Source organism: Amycolatopsis sp. lyj-108, assembly GCF_046549005.1.
GTDB lineage: Bacteria > Actinomycetota > Actinomycetes > Mycobacteriales > Pseudonocardiaceae > Amycolatopsis.
The window spans coordinates 493,619-509,963 of sequence record NZ_JAJPWQ010000002.1; the positions used below are offsets into that span (position 1 = coordinate 493,619).

General features: G+C 67.8%; 21 protein-coding genes and 1 tRNA gene. 7 read left to right on the forward strand and 15 right to left on the reverse strand.

Features of this window, described 5'->3' with window-relative positions:
* The first annotated feature begins 95 nt into the window (after nt 1-95).
* Nucleotides 96-776, forward strand: a complete 681-nt coding sequence (locus ACLJO0_RS08605; protein WP_410577432.1) for a hypothetical protein — start codon at nt 96-98, stop codon at nt 774-776.
* A gap of 49 nt (nt 777-825) precedes the next feature.
* On the opposite strand, the gene ACLJO0_RS08610 is transcribed toward ACLJO0_RS08605, so the two are convergent.
* Nucleotides 826-1,317 (reverse strand): YajQ family cyclic di-GMP-binding protein, encoded by a 492-nt coding sequence (locus ACLJO0_RS08610; protein WP_007030975.1) that lies wholly within the window; start codon nt 1,315-1,317, stop codon nt 826-828.
* 119 nt (nt 1,318-1,436) lie between these two features.
* On the opposite strand from ACLJO0_RS08610, the gene ACLJO0_RS08615 reads away from it, so the two are divergent.
* Together ACLJO0_RS08615 and ACLJO0_RS08620 are read left to right on the forward strand one after the other, a co-directional pair.
* Nucleotides 1,437-1,518: transfer RNA gene (locus tag ACLJO0_RS08615), tRNA-Tyr, on the forward strand.
* A 111-nt stretch (nt 1,519-1,629) separates the two neighbouring features.
* Complete coding sequence (locus ACLJO0_RS08620) at nt 1,630-2,991, forward strand: MFS transporter (protein ID WP_410577434.1); 1,362 nt, start codon at nt 1,630-1,632, stop codon at nt 2,989-2,991.
* A 4-nt stretch (nt 2,992-2,995) separates the two neighbouring features.
* Here the strand turns inward: ACLJO0_RS08620 and ACLJO0_RS08625 are convergent, their stop codons facing one another.
* The 3 genes from ACLJO0_RS08625 to ACLJO0_RS08635 all read right to left on the reverse strand — a co-directional run bounded on the left by ACLJO0_RS08625 (nt 2,996) and on the right by ACLJO0_RS08635 (nt 4,837).
* Nucleotides 2,996-3,757: a class I SAM-dependent DNA methyltransferase gene (locus tag ACLJO0_RS08625; protein WP_410577436.1), complete on the reverse strand. Its 762-nt coding sequence runs from the start codon at nt 3,755-3,757 to the stop codon at nt 2,996-2,998.
* 51 nt (nt 3,758-3,808) lie between these two features.
* Nucleotides 3,809-4,180, reverse strand: coding sequence for a hypothetical protein (locus tag ACLJO0_RS08630; protein WP_410577438.1), 372 nt, complete (start codon nt 4,178-4,180; stop codon nt 3,809-3,811).
* An 87-nt stretch (nt 4,181-4,267) separates the two neighbouring features.
* Nucleotides 4,268-4,837, reverse strand: a complete 570-nt coding sequence (locus ACLJO0_RS08635; protein WP_410577439.1) for a dihydrofolate reductase family protein — start codon at nt 4,835-4,837, stop codon at nt 4,268-4,270.
* Nucleotides 4,838-4,877: 40 nt separating this feature from the next.
* Here ACLJO0_RS08635 and ACLJO0_RS08640 point away from each other — a divergent pair, with 40 nt between their 5' ends.
* Entirely contained in the window at nt 4,878-5,393 is a 516-nt protein-coding gene (locus tag ACLJO0_RS08640; protein WP_410577441.1) for a GNAT family N-acetyltransferase, read from the forward strand.
* Here ACLJO0_RS08640 and ACLJO0_RS08645 read toward each other — a convergent pair.
* From ACLJO0_RS08645 to ACLJO0_RS08655, 3 genes are read right to left on the reverse strand one after another with little or no spacing between them, the layout of a single operon-like run.
* On the reverse strand, nt 5,378-5,800 hold the full coding sequence (locus tag ACLJO0_RS08645) for a PPOX class F420-dependent oxidoreductase (RefSeq protein WP_410577443.1): 423 nt from the start codon (nt 5,798-5,800) through the stop codon (nt 5,378-5,380). The genes ACLJO0_RS08640 and ACLJO0_RS08645 overlap by 16 nt on opposite strands.
* 17 nt (nt 5,801-5,817) lie before the next feature.
* Nucleotides 5,818-7,032: a DUF4241 domain-containing protein gene (locus tag ACLJO0_RS08650; protein ID WP_410577445.1), complete on the reverse strand. Its 1,215-nt coding sequence runs from the start codon at nt 7,030-7,032 to the stop codon at nt 5,818-5,820.
* A 32-nt stretch (nt 7,033-7,064) separates the two neighbouring features.
* Nucleotides 7,065-7,709, reverse strand: coding sequence for a TetR/AcrR family transcriptional regulator (locus ACLJO0_RS08655; protein WP_410577446.1), 645 nt, complete (start codon nt 7,707-7,709; stop codon nt 7,065-7,067).
* 97 nt (nt 7,710-7,806) lie between these two features.
* Here ACLJO0_RS08655 and ACLJO0_RS08660 point away from each other — a divergent pair, with 97 nt between their 5' ends.
* Both ACLJO0_RS08660 and ACLJO0_RS08665 read left to right on the forward strand, forming a co-directional pair.
* The gene (locus ACLJO0_RS08660; protein WP_158633055.1) at nt 7,807-7,950 is read left to right on the forward strand and encodes a hypothetical protein; all 144 of its coding nucleotides are present in this window, start codon (nt 7,807-7,809) and stop codon (nt 7,948-7,950) included.
* Between the two features lie 47 nt (nt 7,951-7,997).
* On the forward strand, nt 7,998-8,378 hold the full coding sequence (locus tag ACLJO0_RS08665) for a VOC family protein (protein WP_125788774.1): 381 nt from the start codon (nt 7,998-8,000) through the stop codon (nt 8,376-8,378).
* Between the two features lie 77 nt (nt 8,379-8,455).
* Here ACLJO0_RS08665 and ACLJO0_RS08670 read toward each other — a convergent pair whose 3' ends face one another.
* The 4 genes from ACLJO0_RS08670 to ACLJO0_RS08685 are packed head-to-tail and all read right to left on the reverse strand — an operon-like array spanning nt 8,456 to nt 10,963.
* Nucleotides 8,456-8,845, reverse strand: a complete 390-nt coding sequence (locus ACLJO0_RS08670) for a VOC family protein (RefSeq protein WP_410577449.1) — start codon at nt 8,843-8,845, stop codon at nt 8,456-8,458.
* Nucleotides 8,842-9,132, reverse strand: a complete 291-nt coding sequence (locus ACLJO0_RS08675) for an ArsR/SmtB family transcription factor (protein ID WP_125788776.1) — start codon at nt 9,130-9,132, stop codon at nt 8,842-8,844. The genes ACLJO0_RS08670 and ACLJO0_RS08675 overlap by 4 nt, the downstream gene beginning before the upstream one ends.
* A 44-nt stretch (nt 9,133-9,176) precedes the next feature.
* On the reverse strand, nt 9,177-9,821 hold the full coding sequence (locus ACLJO0_RS08680) for a response regulator (RefSeq protein WP_410577451.1): 645 nt from the start codon (nt 9,819-9,821) through the stop codon (nt 9,177-9,179).
* A complete protein-coding gene (locus ACLJO0_RS08685) occupies nt 9,812-10,963 on the reverse strand; it encodes a sensor histidine kinase (protein ID WP_410577453.1) in 1,152 nt (383 codons plus the stop codon). The genes ACLJO0_RS08680 and ACLJO0_RS08685 overlap by 10 nt, the downstream gene beginning before the upstream one ends.
* Nucleotides 10,964-11,098: 135 nt before the next feature.
* Here ACLJO0_RS08685 and ACLJO0_RS08690 point away from each other — a divergent pair, with 135 nt between their 5' ends.
* A complete protein-coding gene (locus tag ACLJO0_RS08690; RefSeq protein ID WP_125790110.1) occupies nt 11,099-11,749 on the forward strand; it encodes a DedA family protein in 651 nt (216 codons plus the stop codon).
* A gap of 44 nt (nt 11,750-11,793) precedes the next feature.
* Here ACLJO0_RS08690 and ACLJO0_RS08695 read toward each other — a convergent pair whose 3' ends face one another.
* The 4 genes from ACLJO0_RS08695 to lon all read right to left on the reverse strand — a co-directional run bounded on the left by ACLJO0_RS08695 (nt 11,794) and on the right by lon (nt 16,230).
* On the reverse strand, nt 11,794-12,954 hold the full coding sequence (locus ACLJO0_RS08695; RefSeq protein WP_410577454.1) for an alkaline phosphatase PhoX: 1,161 nt from the start codon (nt 12,952-12,954) through the stop codon (nt 11,794-11,796).
* Entirely contained in the window at nt 12,951-13,454 is a 504-nt protein-coding gene (locus tag ACLJO0_RS08700) for a helix-turn-helix domain-containing protein (RefSeq protein ID WP_410577455.1), read from the reverse strand. Before ACLJO0_RS08700 ends, ACLJO0_RS08695 begins: the two co-directional genes overlap by 4 nt.
* Complete coding sequence (locus ACLJO0_RS08705; protein ID WP_125790107.1) at nt 13,451-13,651, reverse strand: hypothetical protein; 201 nt, start codon at nt 13,649-13,651, stop codon at nt 13,451-13,453. The genes ACLJO0_RS08700 and ACLJO0_RS08705 overlap by 4 nt, the downstream gene beginning before the upstream one ends.
* Before the next feature lie 176 nt (nt 13,652-13,827).
* Nucleotides 13,828-16,230 (reverse strand): endopeptidase La, encoded by a 2,403-nt coding sequence (gene lon / locus ACLJO0_RS08710; RefSeq protein ID WP_410577456.1) that lies wholly within the window; start codon nt 16,228-16,230, stop codon nt 13,828-13,830.
* Nucleotides 16,231-16,345: the final 115 nt, after the last annotated feature.

The window sequence follows — 16,345 nt, forward strand, 5'->3', positions numbered from 1 at the left end:
GTCCGAGTGTCCTGAATCGCTCGGCCGGGTGGTCCGGTAACGCTGGGCTATCGGCCGACGAAGATCCGATGACGGGTTCGACTGGGGGGAATTACGTGATCAGGCGCTTGGGTGCGGCGTTGAGTGCCGTGCTGCTGACCATCGGACTGCCGGCCTGTTCGCCGCCGAACCTGGGCCGTGTCGTCCCGCAGGCGGCCGCTCCGGAAGGACTGCGCACACCGTCGGCGACCCCGCCGCCGACGTCCACCACCACCCCGCGGCCCGGCCCGCAGCCGGAGGAGAAGCACTCGGGGAAGGGGAACGCGTCGGTCCCCATGGCCTGGCCGATGCGCATCGGCTTCGTGACCTTCGACTGCCCGAAATGTTCCGGGCACGTCGCGGTCAACACCGAGAACGAGCTGATCGTCAACGACGTCGGCCCGTACAAGGGCACGCAGTGGATCAACGACATGCCCGATCACCAGGCGAAGACGTTCACCGTCAAGGCCAACGCCGCCTGGACGCTGACCATCACCGACGAACGCGGCCTGCCCGTGCTGCAGCCGGGCAAGCCGCTCTCGGGCAAACGCGACGCGGTCTTCGCCGTGCCCGACGCCGTCTCGTCGGTCGCCGTCACCACCAAGGGCAACGGGAACACCGCGGTGTGGGTGCGCAGCGGCGACTACGCGGAGCTGCCCGTGAACCAGCTCGGCGACTACAAGGGCAGCGTGCCCGTGTCCGGCCCGGCCTTCGTGTCGCTGGAAGGCGACGGGACCTGGACGATCACCGCGTCTTAGACAGGACGAAGGCCACCTTCTTCCGAAGGTGGCCTTGTCGGTGCGGCTGTCAGCGGTAGTTCGTGAACTGCAGCGCGATCTCGAAGTCCTTGCCCTTCAGCAAGGCGATCACGTCCTGCAGCTGGTCCTTCTTCTTGCCGGACACCCGAAGCTGGTCGCCCTGGATCTGCGCCTGGACCCCCTTGGGGCCTTCGTCGCGGATGAACTTGGCGATCTGCTTAGCCTTGTCCGACGCGATCCCCTGCAGGATCTTGCCGCCGATCTTGTAGATCTTGCCGGACAACGCCGGCTCGTCCGCCTCGAAGGCCTTGAGGGAGATGCCGCGCTTGATCAGCTTCTCCTTGAAGACCTCGACCGCCGCCAGCGCCCGCTCCTCGGTCTCGGACTCGATCGCGATCGCTTCCTCGCCGGACCAGTCGATCTTGGTCCCGGTGCCCCGGAAGTCGAACCGTGTACCGAGCTCCTTGCTGGCCTGGTTCAGGGCGTTGTCCACCTCCTGGCGATCGACCTTGCTCACCACGTCGAAAGAGGGATCCGCCACGTGTTCTCACACCTCGTACTCGCTTGTCAGGAGCTTCCACCCTAGCCCTGCGGAACCCGGTTGACCGGCCCGCCATGGCATTGGGTATTCTTTCGTCTCGGTCGGGGACACCCGGCCACGGCGAGTTGCCCGAGCGGCCAAAGGGATCTGACTGTAAATCAGACGGCACAGCCTTCGGGGGTTCGAATCCCTCACTCGCCACACCAAAGCGGCCTCGTGACCAAGTCACGGGGCCGCTTTTGTCGTGTCCGGACACTTCCCGGGATCGAAGTCACATCGAGTTAGTAGTTAGTAACCAGTAACTTAGTGCCCATGGCTGACCGGTTGAGTCCAGCGTTGGTGGGCACGGCGTTGGCGGGGGCGGTGATCGGCAGCGTCGGAGCGCCCCTCATCACTCCGGTCGCCACCGGGATGCACGTGTCCTTGGACGCCGCGCAGTGGACCTTGACGGTGACACTGTTCAGCGGCGCGATCGCGGGACCGGTGCTGGGCAGGCTCGGCAGCGGCCCGTACCGCCGCGCCACGATCCTGGCCACCCTGGCCCTGGTCGTGGCGGGCGGACTGCTGACGGTGCTCCCGCTTCCGTACGCGGCGCTGGTGATCGGGCGCGGCCTGCAGGGGCTCGGGGTCGCGGTCGGGGCGTTGTTGATGAGCGTCGCCCGCGCGCACCTGCCGCCCGAGCGTTCGACATCGACGATCGCCGCGTTGTCGGTCGCCTCGACCGTGGGCATCGGGGTCGGGTATCCGGTGATCAGCCTTCTCGACCAGCTCGCGGGCCTGCGTGCCGCCTACGGGTTCGGATTCCTCCTGTCCGCCGTCGCGCTGGTCATCGCCTGGCGGACGCTGCCCGCTGAGGCGCCGGGTGAGCCGCCCCGGATCGACGTCACGGGCGCGGTGCTCCTCGCGCTCGGCACTCTCGGGATCCTGCTGGTCATCGCCGAACCCACGATCTGGTCGACCCCATGGCTGGCCGCCGGCCTTCTCGCCGGTTCCGCCGTGGTCCTGGCGGTGTGGGCCTTCATCGAACTCCGCACCGCGGTGCCGTTGGTGAACCTTCGGCTGCTCGGCCAAGGGCCCCTCCTGCGCGCGAACCTGGCGATACTCGTGGCAGGCGCCGGTTTGTACCTGCTGTTCAGCCTGTTCACCCGCTACGTGCAGACCCCCGAAGACGCCCACTACGGATTCGCGCTTCCCGGCGTCGCCGCGGGAGCGGCCCTGATCCCGTTCTCGCTGCTCGGGTTCGCCGCGGGAAGAGCGGTGCCGCGCTTCATCGCGCGCGTCACCGAGCGCTGGACGTACGCGGTCTCGATCGTGATCGCCGCGGCCAGTGCCCTGCTGTTCGCGGCCGGCAACCAGTCGCTCGCTCTCGTCCTCGTGGCGATCGCCCTGCTCGGCTTCGCCGTCGGAGGTGTCTTCGCGGTGATGCCCAAGCTCGTTCTCGTCGGTGTGCCACCAGAAGAAACGGCGAGCGTGCTTTCGATCAACCAGATCGCCCGCAGCATCGGAATGGCCGTGGGCAGCGCACTCGCCGGGTTGCTGCTCGCCGCGGCCACCCCGGACGGCGCGTTGCTCCCCACACAGAACGGCTACCTCACCACGGCACTGTGGGCTCTGCCCCCACTCGCCGTCAGCGCGCTGATCATCGCCACGAACAGATCTCCGCGAACGTCCTGACCCGTCAGTGCGGTGCGCGCTCCCAGACCGACACGTGTTTGGTGCTCTCGGCGGTGAATTCCGAGCGATCCCAGTCCGCCCAGCGGTGCTTCAGGCGCATCCCGGCGATGCGTGCCATGAGGTCCATCTCGGCGGGCCAGGCATACCGGAAGGGGATCCGGCGGAACCGTCCCTGCCCGTCCGGTGTCACGGTGACGTGGTTCGACGTGAACTCCTGGGTGACCACGTCGTACTGGTCGAACCCGACATAGCCGGATGCCATCGCGAACGGGACGATGTCCTGCCCGGGCGGCAGGCGGCGCAGCTCCGGCAGGCCCACCTCGACGACGAACAGCCCGCCCGGCCGCAGATGCGCGGCCGCGTTGCGGAAGACCTCGACCTGCCCGTCCTGGGTGGTCACGTTGCCGATCGTGTTGAACACCAGGTAGACCAACGAGAACTGACCGGCCACCCGCGTCTTCGTCATATCGCCGATCGTGACCTCGACGGCGTCGCCACCCGGCTTGTCCGCGATCCGCGCCGCCATCGCCCTGCTCAGTTCGATGCCGCGCACCGGCACGCCGCGCGCGGCCAGCGGGATCGCGATCCGCCCGGTTCCGGCGGCGAACTCGAGCACCGGGCCGTCGGCCAGGTCTTCGAGGACGTCCACCGCGGAGGTCACCACTTCGGGCGCGTTCGCGCCGCCTGGCGCGTCGTAGCCCGCGGCGACACTCTCGGGGAACCAGCCGTCCGCCGGATCGTCTTCCGTGTTCGTCTGATCGATCACGGTCGCCGACGCTACGCCCGCGACCGGGCGCTTCTCATCCCGTTTTTCCCGTCACCGGCCGCGATCCCGCCTTTGCGGCCACGCCGGATGGCTGTTCGGTTCGGCCAGGTCTTCGAGGTAGGTGTACTCGCTGAAGTCATCGTCCGTCGTGGGTGCTCTTCGGGCGCGACGGGGTTCGGCTGGTGCCGTCTCCGACTCGAGGCCTTCGGCGACCTCGGCCAGCAGAGGCCACAGCTTCTCCTGCGCTCTGGGCACGAACAGCGCCTGCGCGATCGGGTGCTCGCAGTTCCCGGCGGCGACCTCCTCCCAGCTGAACTTGCCGTCCCGGACACAGTCCGCCGCCCGCGCCAGCCGCGGCGGGACGCCAGGCCGTTCCGCCGCGCGGCGGAACACCTCGGCCGTGAACTTCGACGCGTCGACCACGCGCGCCACCTCCGTCGTTCTCCCGTCGCCAAGCCGGAGTACGACCCTACCCAGCAGGCGGTGAGCAGCCGAAATCCCGGTGAAGCGTCAGCTCGACGCGGCCCGGTACCGCAGCAGCACGATCCCGGAAGCGAACGGTCGCTCCTCCACCAGCCGAAGCTTCGGGACACCGGTGGCACCTTCGAACAACCGACGGCCTTCGCCGACCACGACGGGATAGACGAACAGCCGGTACTCGTCGACGAGACCCTCGGCGATGAGCGCCCGCACCAGCGAGATGCTGCCGGTCGTCACGATGTCCTTGCCTTCGGCGGCCTTCAACCGCTCGATCTCCGAACGCAGCTCACCGGAGAGCACCGTCGTGTTCTCCCACTCCGGCTCCGTCAGCGTGCTCGAAACCACGTACTTGCTCACCGAGTCGAGATAAGCCGAAATGCCTGTCGTGTCATCGGTTTGCTTCGGCCAGTACCCGCGCATGTCTTCGAAGGTGACGCGTCCGAGGAGTACCGCGTCGGCGTTCTCACGTTGTTCGCGGAGCGCGGCCAGCACATCCGACTGGTCGACGTCCGGATCGGTGTCGCCGGGGCTGAACCAGTCGCCCGCCAGTTCGATGACGCCGTCGATCGTGCTGTTCTCCGTGACGATCAGCTCTCGCATGAACCCGACCGTACCGCCGGCCACCGACAAGAATGGACCGATGACCGAGCCGCCTGCCCACGGATCCGTTGCCCTCCGCGAGTTCACCGAAGCCGACATCCGGCTCGCCCGCGAACTCGGGCAGGATCCGTACATCCCGCTCATCGGGAAACTTCCCGCGCGGCCGACGCGTCAGGAAGCCGAAGTGTGGGTGCGACGGCAGCAAAGCGCTCGCGCCGAAGGACGGGGCTTCGCCTTCGTGATCTCCGCGAACGAAACTGCCGTCGGCACGATCGGACTCTGGCTGCGCAAGCTGTCCGAAGGCATCGGGATCGTGGGCTACTCGATCTCGCCCGAGCAACGGCGGCGCGGTTTCGCGACCGACGCGCTGAAAGCGATCACCCCGTTCGCCTGGACCGTCACTGGCATCGAGCGGATCGAGCTGTACATCGAGCCGTGGAACCGTGGCTCCGTTCGCGCGGCCGAGAAAGCGGGCTACCGGAACGAAGGACTGCTGCCCGCCCATCATGAGATCGGCGGTGTCCTGCGGGACATGCTTCTCTACGTCTCGCCGTGAACCGCGCGCCTCGACGGGTACCACGTCTCACCCGCGGGTTCGCCCGCCATGTTCCAGCTCCACGACACCTTCGGCGTGACGCGCGCGTAGATGCCCGGGCCGACGGCTCCCATCCGTTCGACCGGATCGACGGCCTCGCCATAGACCCGGACGCCGCGGGCGATGAACGGGTCGAGTGAGACCAGGTCGTCGATGAGCAAGGCGACTTTGCGTTGCCCTGCTTGGATGTTACGGAACTTCCGGGTCGCGAGGACCGACGCGCCCACGCCGCCGACCCAGAAATGCGTCCCGTCGAACTCGAACGCCAAGGGGACCACGTCGGGCTGTTCGCCGTCCTCGGACAGCGTCGCGAAGCGGGCCAAGGGTTGCGAGCGCAGGTATGCGATCTCTTCCTCTGTGAAAGCCATGACGCCATCCTCCTCGCTCAAGCCGTCAGAACCTGCGCATGATTGAGCACCAGCATGTCGGTGACGAAAGAGACCGGCGTGCCGTCGGCCGCCCGGCCGATCCAGGTCGGATAACTCCCGTCTCCCCAGCCGGTGGAAAACGCGATGATGTTGCCCTCGACGCCGTCCAGGGTGATGTCGACGTGGGGATCCGCCTCGGCGAACCTCTCGATGAGGTCGTCGTCCACCTCCTCGGGAAGGGCGGTGGCATCGGCGAAACAGCCCGTCCCGCTGTCCACGCCGTAGCCATAGAACTCACCGTCCCCGAGGAAGAGCGGGTCCTGCCCCGGCCAGAGCGCGGCTTCCCACGTGGCGGCCGGAACGTCGGCGATGACGAGTTTGGCGGCGGCGACCCGTTCGTGGGTGGGTTCGTCGACGAACCGGATCACGACGAGCTCGACCCGGTATTCCCCTGGCGGCACGGTGACCGTGAACTGCCCGGTCTCCCGATCCAGGAAGGCCGGGTCCGAGGCGACGAGCCTCCCGCTGGGCATGCACAGTTTCCCGGCGTCCCGAAGCTCGACCTCGACGACGCCATCGTCTTCGTTCAGCGAAAACCGCGTGCCCGCGGTGAACATGTGCTCCAGGGCGGAAGGACGCATCGGAACGGACGGCCGCCACGGGCGCTGGTCGACGGGGAGCGGCGGATCGCTTTTCGGAGCGTCCGGCGTTCGGAGGGTCAGCTGCCGCACATTCGTGAAAGGTTTCCAGTCGCCGAAGTCGGGCTTCGGCATGGTCAGCTCGGACACCGGCTTTTGCACGCGGCCGTTGCTGGAACCGCCGCCGTAACCCTTGGGGGCCCGATACACCCAGCCCTCCCCGTCGGGACCGAAGGACATTTCCACGCGGCCGGCGCTCTGTTCGTCGAACTCTTCCTGGTCATCGAGCTGATAGGTCCACTGCTCGATCTTCACGAGGAACAGGTCGCCGGTCTCGAGGACGCGGAACTCGTACAGACCGCGGCGCCTGCGCTGCCCATCGAACTGGACGGAGCGGGCGAACCGGTGCTTCCACGCGATTTCGAGCAGCATCAGCGGCACCTCGGTACCGGGGCGCACCAGCGCGACGGCGTACTGCTCTCCGGCGGCGTCGCGTTCCCGTGCGGTGCCGGGCGAAAGCCTCCCGGTCAACGCGCGGGCGGCCGGATCCCAGCCTTCGCAGTAGACGACGTCCAGCAAGGTCCCCTCAGACATGAGCGAAACCTAGCGGGTACCCCCGACAAAACTCACGCTTTCTCACGGATCGCGTAGTCGCCGAAGGCCGGTTCCAACAGTTCGAAAGCCCGCTTGGTTGCCTTCATGAGTGCCTTGGCGATCTCCTCGTTGCTCTCGCCGGCGTGCGAGCGCCGGAGGACCTCGCGGAAGAGCACGCGGTCGATCGCGTTGAGTTCGGCGGCCGCCATGATCGGAGTGACGTCGTCCGCGTCCGCCCCGGTCTCGGTCGCGAGCAGTTCGGCGAGTGCCGCTTCCCGCAGTTCGTGCAGTTCACGCAGCCGCGCGGTCAGGGTCGGGCTCTCCAGCACCATTTTCGCGAAGACCGGCCCGGTGAAGCCGATCACGGGCGAGTGCTCCGCCACCGCGTCCAGGAAGGTACGCCGTAGCGCGGCCAGGGCCGACTCACCCGCCTTCCGGTCGCGGACGGCGTTCGCCAGCCCGTTCGTGAACTCTTCGTGCTGGTCGAGTGCCAGGTCCTCTTTGCGGGCGAAGTAGTTGGTGACGGTCTTCTTCGCGACTCTCGCCGCCGCGGCGATCTCCGCGATGGTCGTCTCCTCGAAGCCCTTCTCGATGAAGAGGAGCGTCGCCTGGTCGGAGATCAGCTGCCGCGTCTCCTGCTTCTTGAGCTCTCGCAAACCCACATCCGTGCTGGTCATGAGCGAAGTTTACCACCGTCGTAAAAATATCCTTGACTTCCTGTAGGTCGGATGTAAACTTACGTCCGTACTACAGACCAGTGAGAGAAGAGGCTCCTTGACCGCTCGAATCCCCCAAGGCAACGAAGGCACCAACCGCGCTCAGGCCCGCCGGAACGACCGCCGTCATCAGCAGCCGTTCCCCGGCCGCTCGATGCCGGTGCGCCGCTCGACCGGCGTCCCGCGCCGCCGGTCGTACTGACCGATCAGCTCATCCGACACCGCACTGCCGACCGAAGGGGATAGCCCATGAACGTCCTTGCCTCCACCGTCTCGCTGACCGTCGACGACGTCGCCGCCTCCAGCCGTTTCTTCACCGAGCACTTCGGCTTCACCGAGCAGATGGCCGCGGAGGGTTTCGTCTCCCTCGGGCACGAAACCGCGAAGGTGACCATCGTGCTGCTCCAGGCGGGCATCGAGGTCCTGCCGGAGAACCTGCGGCAGCAGCGCGCGTCCGGCGTGATCGTGGCCTTCACGGTCGAGAACCTCGAAGCCGAGGAGAAGCGCCTGCGCGACGAAGGTGTCGAGATCACGTTGCCGCTGCGGGAAGAGCCTTGGGGAGAACGCCTCTTCATGGTCACCGACCCGAACGGCGTGCCCGTGGAACTCGTGGAATGGGTGCAGCAGTAGGGAAAACGCCCGTCTTTCAGTGAAACGAAGCGGGGCTTGGTCCACAGTGGACCAAGCCCCGCTTTCCGTCGCCAGTCCTACTTCATCGTGGCGAGCTGGATGAGGTTGCCACAGGTGTCGTCGAAGACGGCGGTGACCACCGGCCCCATGTCGACGGCGTCCTGCGTGAACTCGACGCCCAGCCCCTTGAGCCGTTCGACCTCGGCGTACACGTCGTCGACGGCGAACTGGGTGAACGGGATGCCGTCGCTCGCCAGCGCCTTTTTGAACGGCTTCGCCGCCGGGTGGCCGTCCGGCTCCAGCAGCAGTTCGACGCCGTCGGGGTCGGTGGGGGAGACCACGGTGAGCCAGCGGGCGTCGCCGGTGGGCACGTCGTGCTTCTTGGTGAACCCCAGCTTCTCGGTGTAGAAGGCGAGAGCCTTGGCCTGGTCGTCGACGAAGACGCTGGTGATGTTGATCCGGATCACGGGTTCGGTTCCTCTCGGTCGATGGGCCACCGCTCGACGATCGACCGCAGCGGGCTCGTGTCGAGGTGGTGGAACTTGTAGCGGCCCTGCCGCCGGGTGTGCACCAGGCCTGCCTGTTCGAGCATCGCGAGATGCTGCGAGATGGCCTGCCTCGAAGAGCTCAGGCCATGTTTCATGGTCAGCCTGCCGCAGATCTCGAACAGGGTCTGACCGTCCTTTTCGGTCAGCTCGTCCAGGATTGCGCGCCGCGTCGCGTCGCCGATCGCCTTGAACAGGTCGCCGTCCACGACTCAGTTATAGGCAAGCCGTCACTTGCCTGTCAACTCGGCGGTCAGGAACCGAGGTAGCGCAGGATCGCCAGGACGCGGCGGCTGTAGCCGGCGGTACTGGCCAGTCCGAGCTTGTCGAAGATGGCGTTGACGTGCTTCTCGACGGCGCTCAGCGACACGAACAGCGACTCGGCGATCCCGGGGTTCGTGTGGCCCTGCGCCATTTTCTCCAGCACTTCACGCTCCCGGACGGTCAGCTTCGCGAGCGGATCGGTGTGCGTGGTCCGCGCGAGCAGCCGCCGGACCACCTCCGGATCGAACGCCGCCCCACCCGCGGCGACCCGGTCGAGCGCGTCCAGGAATTCGCCCACCTGGGCGACCCTGTCCTTCAGCAGATAGCCGACGCGTTCGCCGTCGCCGGTGATCAGCTCGGCGGCGTAGCGCTTCTCGACGTACTGGGAGAGCACCAGGACGCCGATCTCCGGCCAGCGTTTCCGGATCTCGAGCGCCGCGCGAAGACCCTCGTCCGTGTGGGTCGGCGGCATGCGGACGTCGGTGACGATCACGTCCGGCCGATACGCGGCCGTCGTCGAGAGGAGCGCCTCGCCGTCGCCGACCGACGCCACGACCTCGTGTCCCTCTTCGACCAGCAACCGGACCAGCCCCTCGCGCAGCAGGGTCGAGTCCTCGGCGAGGATCACCCGCACGGCAGCACCGCCGTCACCACGGTCGGCCCGCCGAGCGGACTGTCCACAGTGAACTCACCGTCCGCGGCCGCGACGCGCATCGCGAGCCCGGAAAGGCCGCCGCCGGACTCCCGCGCCCCGCCCGTGCCGTCATCGGTGATCCGCACCCGCACCCTGTCCCCGTCCCGCTCGGTCTCGATGTCGATCCGCGTCGCCGCGGCGTGCTTGATCGTATTGGTGACCGCTTCGGACGCGACGAAGTAGACGACGGTCTCGATGGCCGCCGGTGGCCGTTCCGGCAGGTCGACCCGCAGGCGGACCGGCACCCCGGAGCGTTCCGCGAGCGCTTCCAACGCTGGGTGCAGCCCGTCCGAGTCCAGCGCGATCGGATACACCCGCCACGAGACCTCTCGGAGGTCTTCGAGGGCGCGTTGGGATTCCTCGTGTGCCTGCCGTAGCAGCTCCGACGCGTGGCCCGGATCACCGGCGCGCCGCGCCCGGCCGAGCAGCATCCCCAGCGCGACGAGCCGCTGCTGGACGCCGTCGTGCAGGTCACGTTCGATGCGGCGGCGCTCGCCGTTGACCGCCTCGACCACCTCCGCCCGGCTGGTCGCGAGCTCGGAGACCCGGCGGCGCAGCTGTTCCTTCTTACTGGGGCCGAAAAAGCTCATCGCCAGCTTCTGGTCCAGCGTCGCGGCACCGAGGAGTCCTTGCAAGGAAAGGAAAACGAGCAGTGCGCCGAAGAGCGACGTGGTGACGGGGTCGTACCAGTCGGCCGGGGCGTCGCCGCCGGGCGACCTGCCGTCGAGGAGCTGGTATCCGATGATCAGGCCGGATCCGGCGCCCAGCAGGATCAGGCCGAAGATCGCGGCGGTGAGCAACCCGATGACGCAACGCGGGACCAGGTAGGCCATCGCGCGGCGACCGGTGTAATCCGTCGCGTTCTCCACGCCGAAGTACTTCTCCAGCCGTTGCCGCTCCATTTCGGACAGTGCGCGGGCGCCAGAGAAGACGGGCGCCCGCAGCGCGGGGACCACGAGCGCGATGCCGCCGAAGAGCAGGTAGAACAACTCCGCGACCGCTGTCGTGGCGCCGATCGCCAGGCCGAGCGTGCCGCGGAGCATCTTGCGCAGGTAGCGGCGCATCGCTGCCGGAATGGGCATAGCGCCAGGTTAGCGGGGTATCCGAAGGTCGGTACTGCGGTTTTCCGCAGTGATTTATGCCGCTTCACCGCAGGGTGCGGAACCCGGGCAATTCGTACGTTCGTTGGTACCCGCAGACGACCACGAAAGGCCGCCATGAACCTCCTCCTCGCCGAAACCGCCAACGAATCGATGGGCGGCCTCGCCGGCTGGGCAGTGTCACTGATGGACTCACTGGGAGGTCCTGGTGCCGCGATCATCGTCGGACTGGACAACCTCTTCCCGCCGATCCCGAGCGAACTGGTGCTGCCGCTCGCCGGGTTCTCCGCGAGCCGGGGGACGTTCACCTTGGTGGAAGCGCTGGTGTGGACGACCTTCGGCTCGGTCGCCGGCGCGGTCATCGTGTACTACCTCGGCCTGCTGCTCGGCCGCGACCGCACGCGCCGCTGGATGGCGAAGATCCCGCTGGTCAAGACCTCGGACTTCGACAAGACCGAAGCCTGGTTCCAGAAGCACGGTGCCAAGGCGGTGTTCCTCGGCCGGATGGTGCCGATCTTCCGGAGCCTCATCTCCCTGCCCGCCGGGATCGAACGCATGCCGTTCTGGCGGTTCCTTGCGCTGACCACGCTGGGCAGCCTGATCTGGAACACCGGGTTCGTCCTGGCGGGTTACGGCCTGGGGGAGAGCTGGCACCTGGTCGAGGAGTACGCCGGGTTCTTCCAGTACTTCGTGATCGCCGCCGTCGCGATCGCGCTGACCCTCTTCGTGGTGACCCGGCTGCGTGAGAAGAACCGCACGAATGCCTGAGCCGGTGCGGGGGCGCCCAGACCGGGCGCCCCCGCACACGGTGGTCAGGAACGGAAGGGGCCGGTCACCTCATAGGTGATCCCGCCGGAGGACGAACCGGAGGTGCCGCGTTGCGACGAGAAATACAGCCTGTTCCCGGCGGGGGTGAACGCGGGACCGCAGATCTCCGACGAGCTCTGGCCGTTGATCCGCAGGAACGGTGCCACGATGTCGTTCGGCGTGATGATGCAGATCTCCATGTTGCCGCCGTCCTCGGCGACGTAGAGGTCACCCGACGAGGTGCCGGTGACGTTGTCGACGCCGGTCAGCGGCGCCGAACCGGGGCTGACCAGGGAGTCGTCGTAGGCCAGCTCGTAGGTGCTGTTCGTCAGGTTGAGCTGCCAGACGCGGTTGTCACCCTTGGTGGTGAACCACGCGGTGTCGTTGGCGTAGTGCAGCCCTTCGCCGCCGCTGAACCGCTTGGCACCGGAGACCTGGTTGCGGGTGGCGGTGGGGGAGCCGTCGGGGTCGGGCACGTTCGCCCAGGTGAAGCTGCCCGACGTCGCCGTGCCCGCCTTCAGCACCTGCAACGTTCCGGCGGAAAGATTGCCCCAGGTCGTCGGGACGAAGCGGTAGAAGCAGCCGTCCGAGGTGTCTTCGGTCAGGTAGACGACCTTGCGCACCGGGTCGGCCGCCGCGGCCTCGTGTTTGAACTTCCCCATCGCGGGCCGCTGGACGGCGGCCGTGGCCGGACCGTTCGGCTGGCACTCGTAGACGAATCCGAGGTCGATCTCCTCACAGGAAAGCCAGGTGTTCCAAGGAGTCTTGCCGCCCGCGCAGTTCTGGCGGGTGTTCGCCAGGATGCGGTGGGCGCCGGTGATGTTCCCGCTCGCGTCGAATTTGACCGCGCTCGCGCCGCCGCCAGGGGTGATCTCCGAGTTCGACACGTAGATCCAGCCGCTGCCGTCGGCGAACACCGCGCCGCCGTCCGGCGCGTTGTGCCAGGTGTACCCGGTGCTCGCGACCTTCTGGCCGGATCGGGCGATGACCCGGCTGGTGAAGCCCGCCGGCAACTGGATCCCGTTCGCGTCGGCCGCCTGAAGCGCGCCGTACGGGCTGGGTCCGTTCTGGGCGGGTGCGGCGAGGGCCGCCCCCGAGAGCCTGTTTCCGAACGCCGTGACACCGGCGCCGACCACGGCCGCGCGCAGGAAATTCCGTCGCTTCACTCATGCCTCCGAGACATCCGCTGATGTGGTGGTGCGGGAAGGAGCGGGTCGGAGAGTACGGGCGGAACGGGACTTCCAGGTGAATTCGCGGCGTATTCACCGCGAGAAGGCAACTTTCGTAGGGAACCCTCGCTCAGCACTATTTCCCGGGCTTTGCGGAGCCCGGGCGCGTCGGCCCCGCCGTGTTGTTCAGCGACGGCCAATGCGAGCAGTATCCGATCGAGTGAAGCGTATCCGCCATTGCGGTGGTGACGACGTCCGATCAGGTGACGCCAGCCGTCGAGATGTTCGTCGAGCCCGGACTCTCCCGGAACGGCGCGGAGCAGGGCCCGAAGCAGGACTCTCATCTGGTTTTCGTTACCGGGCAAGGTGTCGCGGGCCAGCGTGTCGGCCAAGGTGCTGCGGGACTGACCGGTCGCGGCGGCCAGCGCGCGGATGCTGAGGCCACTTCGGTCGCGGAGTTCGCGCAAATGCGCCATGAACGCCGATTCCGTGTTCATCGGCGTGCCCGTGCGGGCACGGTGCGGCCGAAGACGGCGCTGAAGAGCCCGATCGCGACCCCCGCCGCGATCGGCGCGCTCGTACCGGCGAAGGTCAGCAGTGTGGTGAATGTGGCGAGAACGCTCAGACAGACGATCTGACCGGTCGAAACGCACCTGCGCCTCGGCCGCAACGGGGAAAGAATTCCTTGACTCATGACCTTGCCCTCTCAAGGGTCACGCACCCCGGCTGGGTGGCACGCAATACACGTTATCAAAACGTGATAGGGAGTTTAAGTCGAGTCAATGTCCGGGTTCGTCCGGATTCCGGAATGCCGAAAGCCCCGGACCCTTGGCGGGATCCGGGGCTTCAGGGCTGTCGGGCCTCGCGTCGTTACGCCGCCTGAGCGACCGGAGCCGTCGCCGGGGCCAACGCGATGTCCAGCACGTCGCGGACGTTCGCCACGGCGTGGACGTCCAGCTGTGCCAGCACTTCGGCCGGGACGTCGTCCAGGTCGGGCTCGTTGCGCTGCGGGATGATCACCGTCTTCATCCCCGCCCGGTGCGCGGCCAGCAGCTTCTGCTTGACCCCGCCGATCGGCAGCACGCGTCCGGTCAGCGACACCTCGCCGGTCATCGCGACGTCCGACTTCACGACCCGGCCCGAAAGCAGGGACGCCAGCGCGGTCGTCATCGTGATGCCGGCGCTCGGCCCGTCCTTGGGCACCGCGCCCGCGGGAACGTGCACGTGGATGCCGCGGTCCTTCAGGTCGGCGACCGGGAGTTCCAGTTCGGCGCCGCGCGAGCGCAGGTACGACAACGCGATCTGCACCGACTCCTTCATCACCTCACCCAGCTGGCCGGTCAGTTGCAGCCCGGTCGAGCCGGACTCCGGATCCGCCAGCGACGCCTCGATGTAGAGGACGTCACCGCCGGCGCCGGTCACCGCCAGCCCGGTCGCCACGCCCGGGGTCGACGTGCGCTGGGTCGACGCGGGCAGCGAAGACTCCGGCAGGTGCCGCGGACGGCCGAGGTAGGTTTCGAGCCCGTCGGCGTCGATCGTCAGCGGTAGCTCGACCTCGTCCAGCGCGACCTTGGTCGCCACCTTCCGCAGCACCTTCGCGATGGTCCGGTTCGCGTTGCGCACCCCGGCTTCCCGCGTGTACTCGGCGGCGATGCGGCTGAACGCGCCGTCGGTCAGCGTGACGTCGTCCTTGCCGAGACCGGCGCGGTCCAGCTCGCGGGGGAGCAGGTGGTCGCGGGCGATGGTGACCTTCTCGTCCTCGGTGTAGCCATCGAGGGTGACCAGCTCCATCCGGTCCAGCAGCGGGCCGGGGATGGTCTCGAGCGCGTTCGCCGTCGCGAGGAACACCACGTCGGACAGGTCCAGTTCGACCTCGAGGTAGTGGTCGCGGAACGTGTGGTTCTGCTCCGGGTCCAGCACCTCCAGCAGCGCGGCCGTCGGGTCGCCGCGGTAGTCGGCGCCGACCTTGTCGATCTCGTCGAGCAGCACGACCGGGTTCATCGAGCCGGCTTCCTTGATGGCACGGACGATCCGGCCGGGCAGGGCGCCGACGTAGGTGCGGCGGTGACCGCGGATCTCGGCTTCGTCGCGGATACCGCCGAGCGCCACGCGGACGAACTTGCGGCCCATCGCCTTCGCCACGGACTCGCCGAGCGACGTCTTGCCGACCCCGGGAGGACCGGCGAGCGCCAGTACCGCGCCCGAACGCCGTCCGCCGACCGGGCCCAGCCCCGACTCCGCGCGACGCTTGCGCACGGCCAGGTACTCGATGATGCGTTCCTTCACATCGTCGAGACCGGCGTGATCGGCGTCGAGGATGTCTCGCGCGGCGGCGATGTCGTAGACGTCGGTGGTGCGCTCGTTCCACGGCAGTTCGAGGACCGTGTCCAGCCACGTGCGGATCCAGCCGCCCTCGGGGGACTGGTCGGAGGTCCGCCCCAGTTTGTCCACTTCGGACAGTGCGGCCTTCTTGACCGCGTCCGGCAGCTCGGCGGCCTCGACGCGGGCGCGGTAGTCGTCGTCGTTGGCGGTGCCGTCGAGTTCGCCCAGCTCCTTGCGGATCGCTTCGAGCTGGCGGCGCAGCAGGAACTCCTTCTGCTGCTTCTCCATGCCCTCCTGGACGTCCTTGCGGATGGTGTCGGTGACCTCGAGTTCGGCCAGCTGCTCGCGGCTCCATTCGAGCGCCTTTTCGAGCCGTGCCGAAACATCGAGCGTGGAGAGCAGTTCGAGCTTCTGCTCAGTGTTCAGGTACGACGAGTTGCCCGCGAGGTCGGCGAGCGCGGACGGGTCCTCGACCTCCTGGACGGCGTCGATCATCTGCCAGCCGCCACGCTGCTGGAGGATCGCGAGGACGACGCTCTTGTACTCGGACGCGAGCTTCGCGGAGTTGTCGTCGGTGGTCTCGGTGGCGACCTCGGCGTGCACCCAGCGGGCGGCGCCGGGGCCGTCGGCGATGCGGCCGACGACGGCGCGGCGGGTGCCGCGCAGCAGCACCGCGGTCTTGCCGCCGGGCACGCGCCCGATGCGCTCGACGGTCGCGATGGTGCCGAGTTCGGCGTACTCGCCGTGGACGCGGGGGACGATCAGCACCTCGGCCTTGGTGGCGGCGCTGGACCGGATCCCCGGGAAGGAAGCCTGGGCAGGCGTGTTGGCCTGGGCGGACTCCACCGCGGCCCGCGTCTCCGTGTCGGCGAGGTCGAGCGGGACGATCATGCCCGGCAGCACGACGTCGTCATCGAGCGGGAGGACGGGCAGGAGGCGGTTGTCGGTCATCTGTGCACTCCTCGGTTAGTTGAGTCTGCCTAGCTCAACTCTCCGATCGACCCGTTTGTTTCCTTTCCGCGTTCGCCGTCAGCGATCACCCCACCCCTCCGACCTCTGCGCCCCA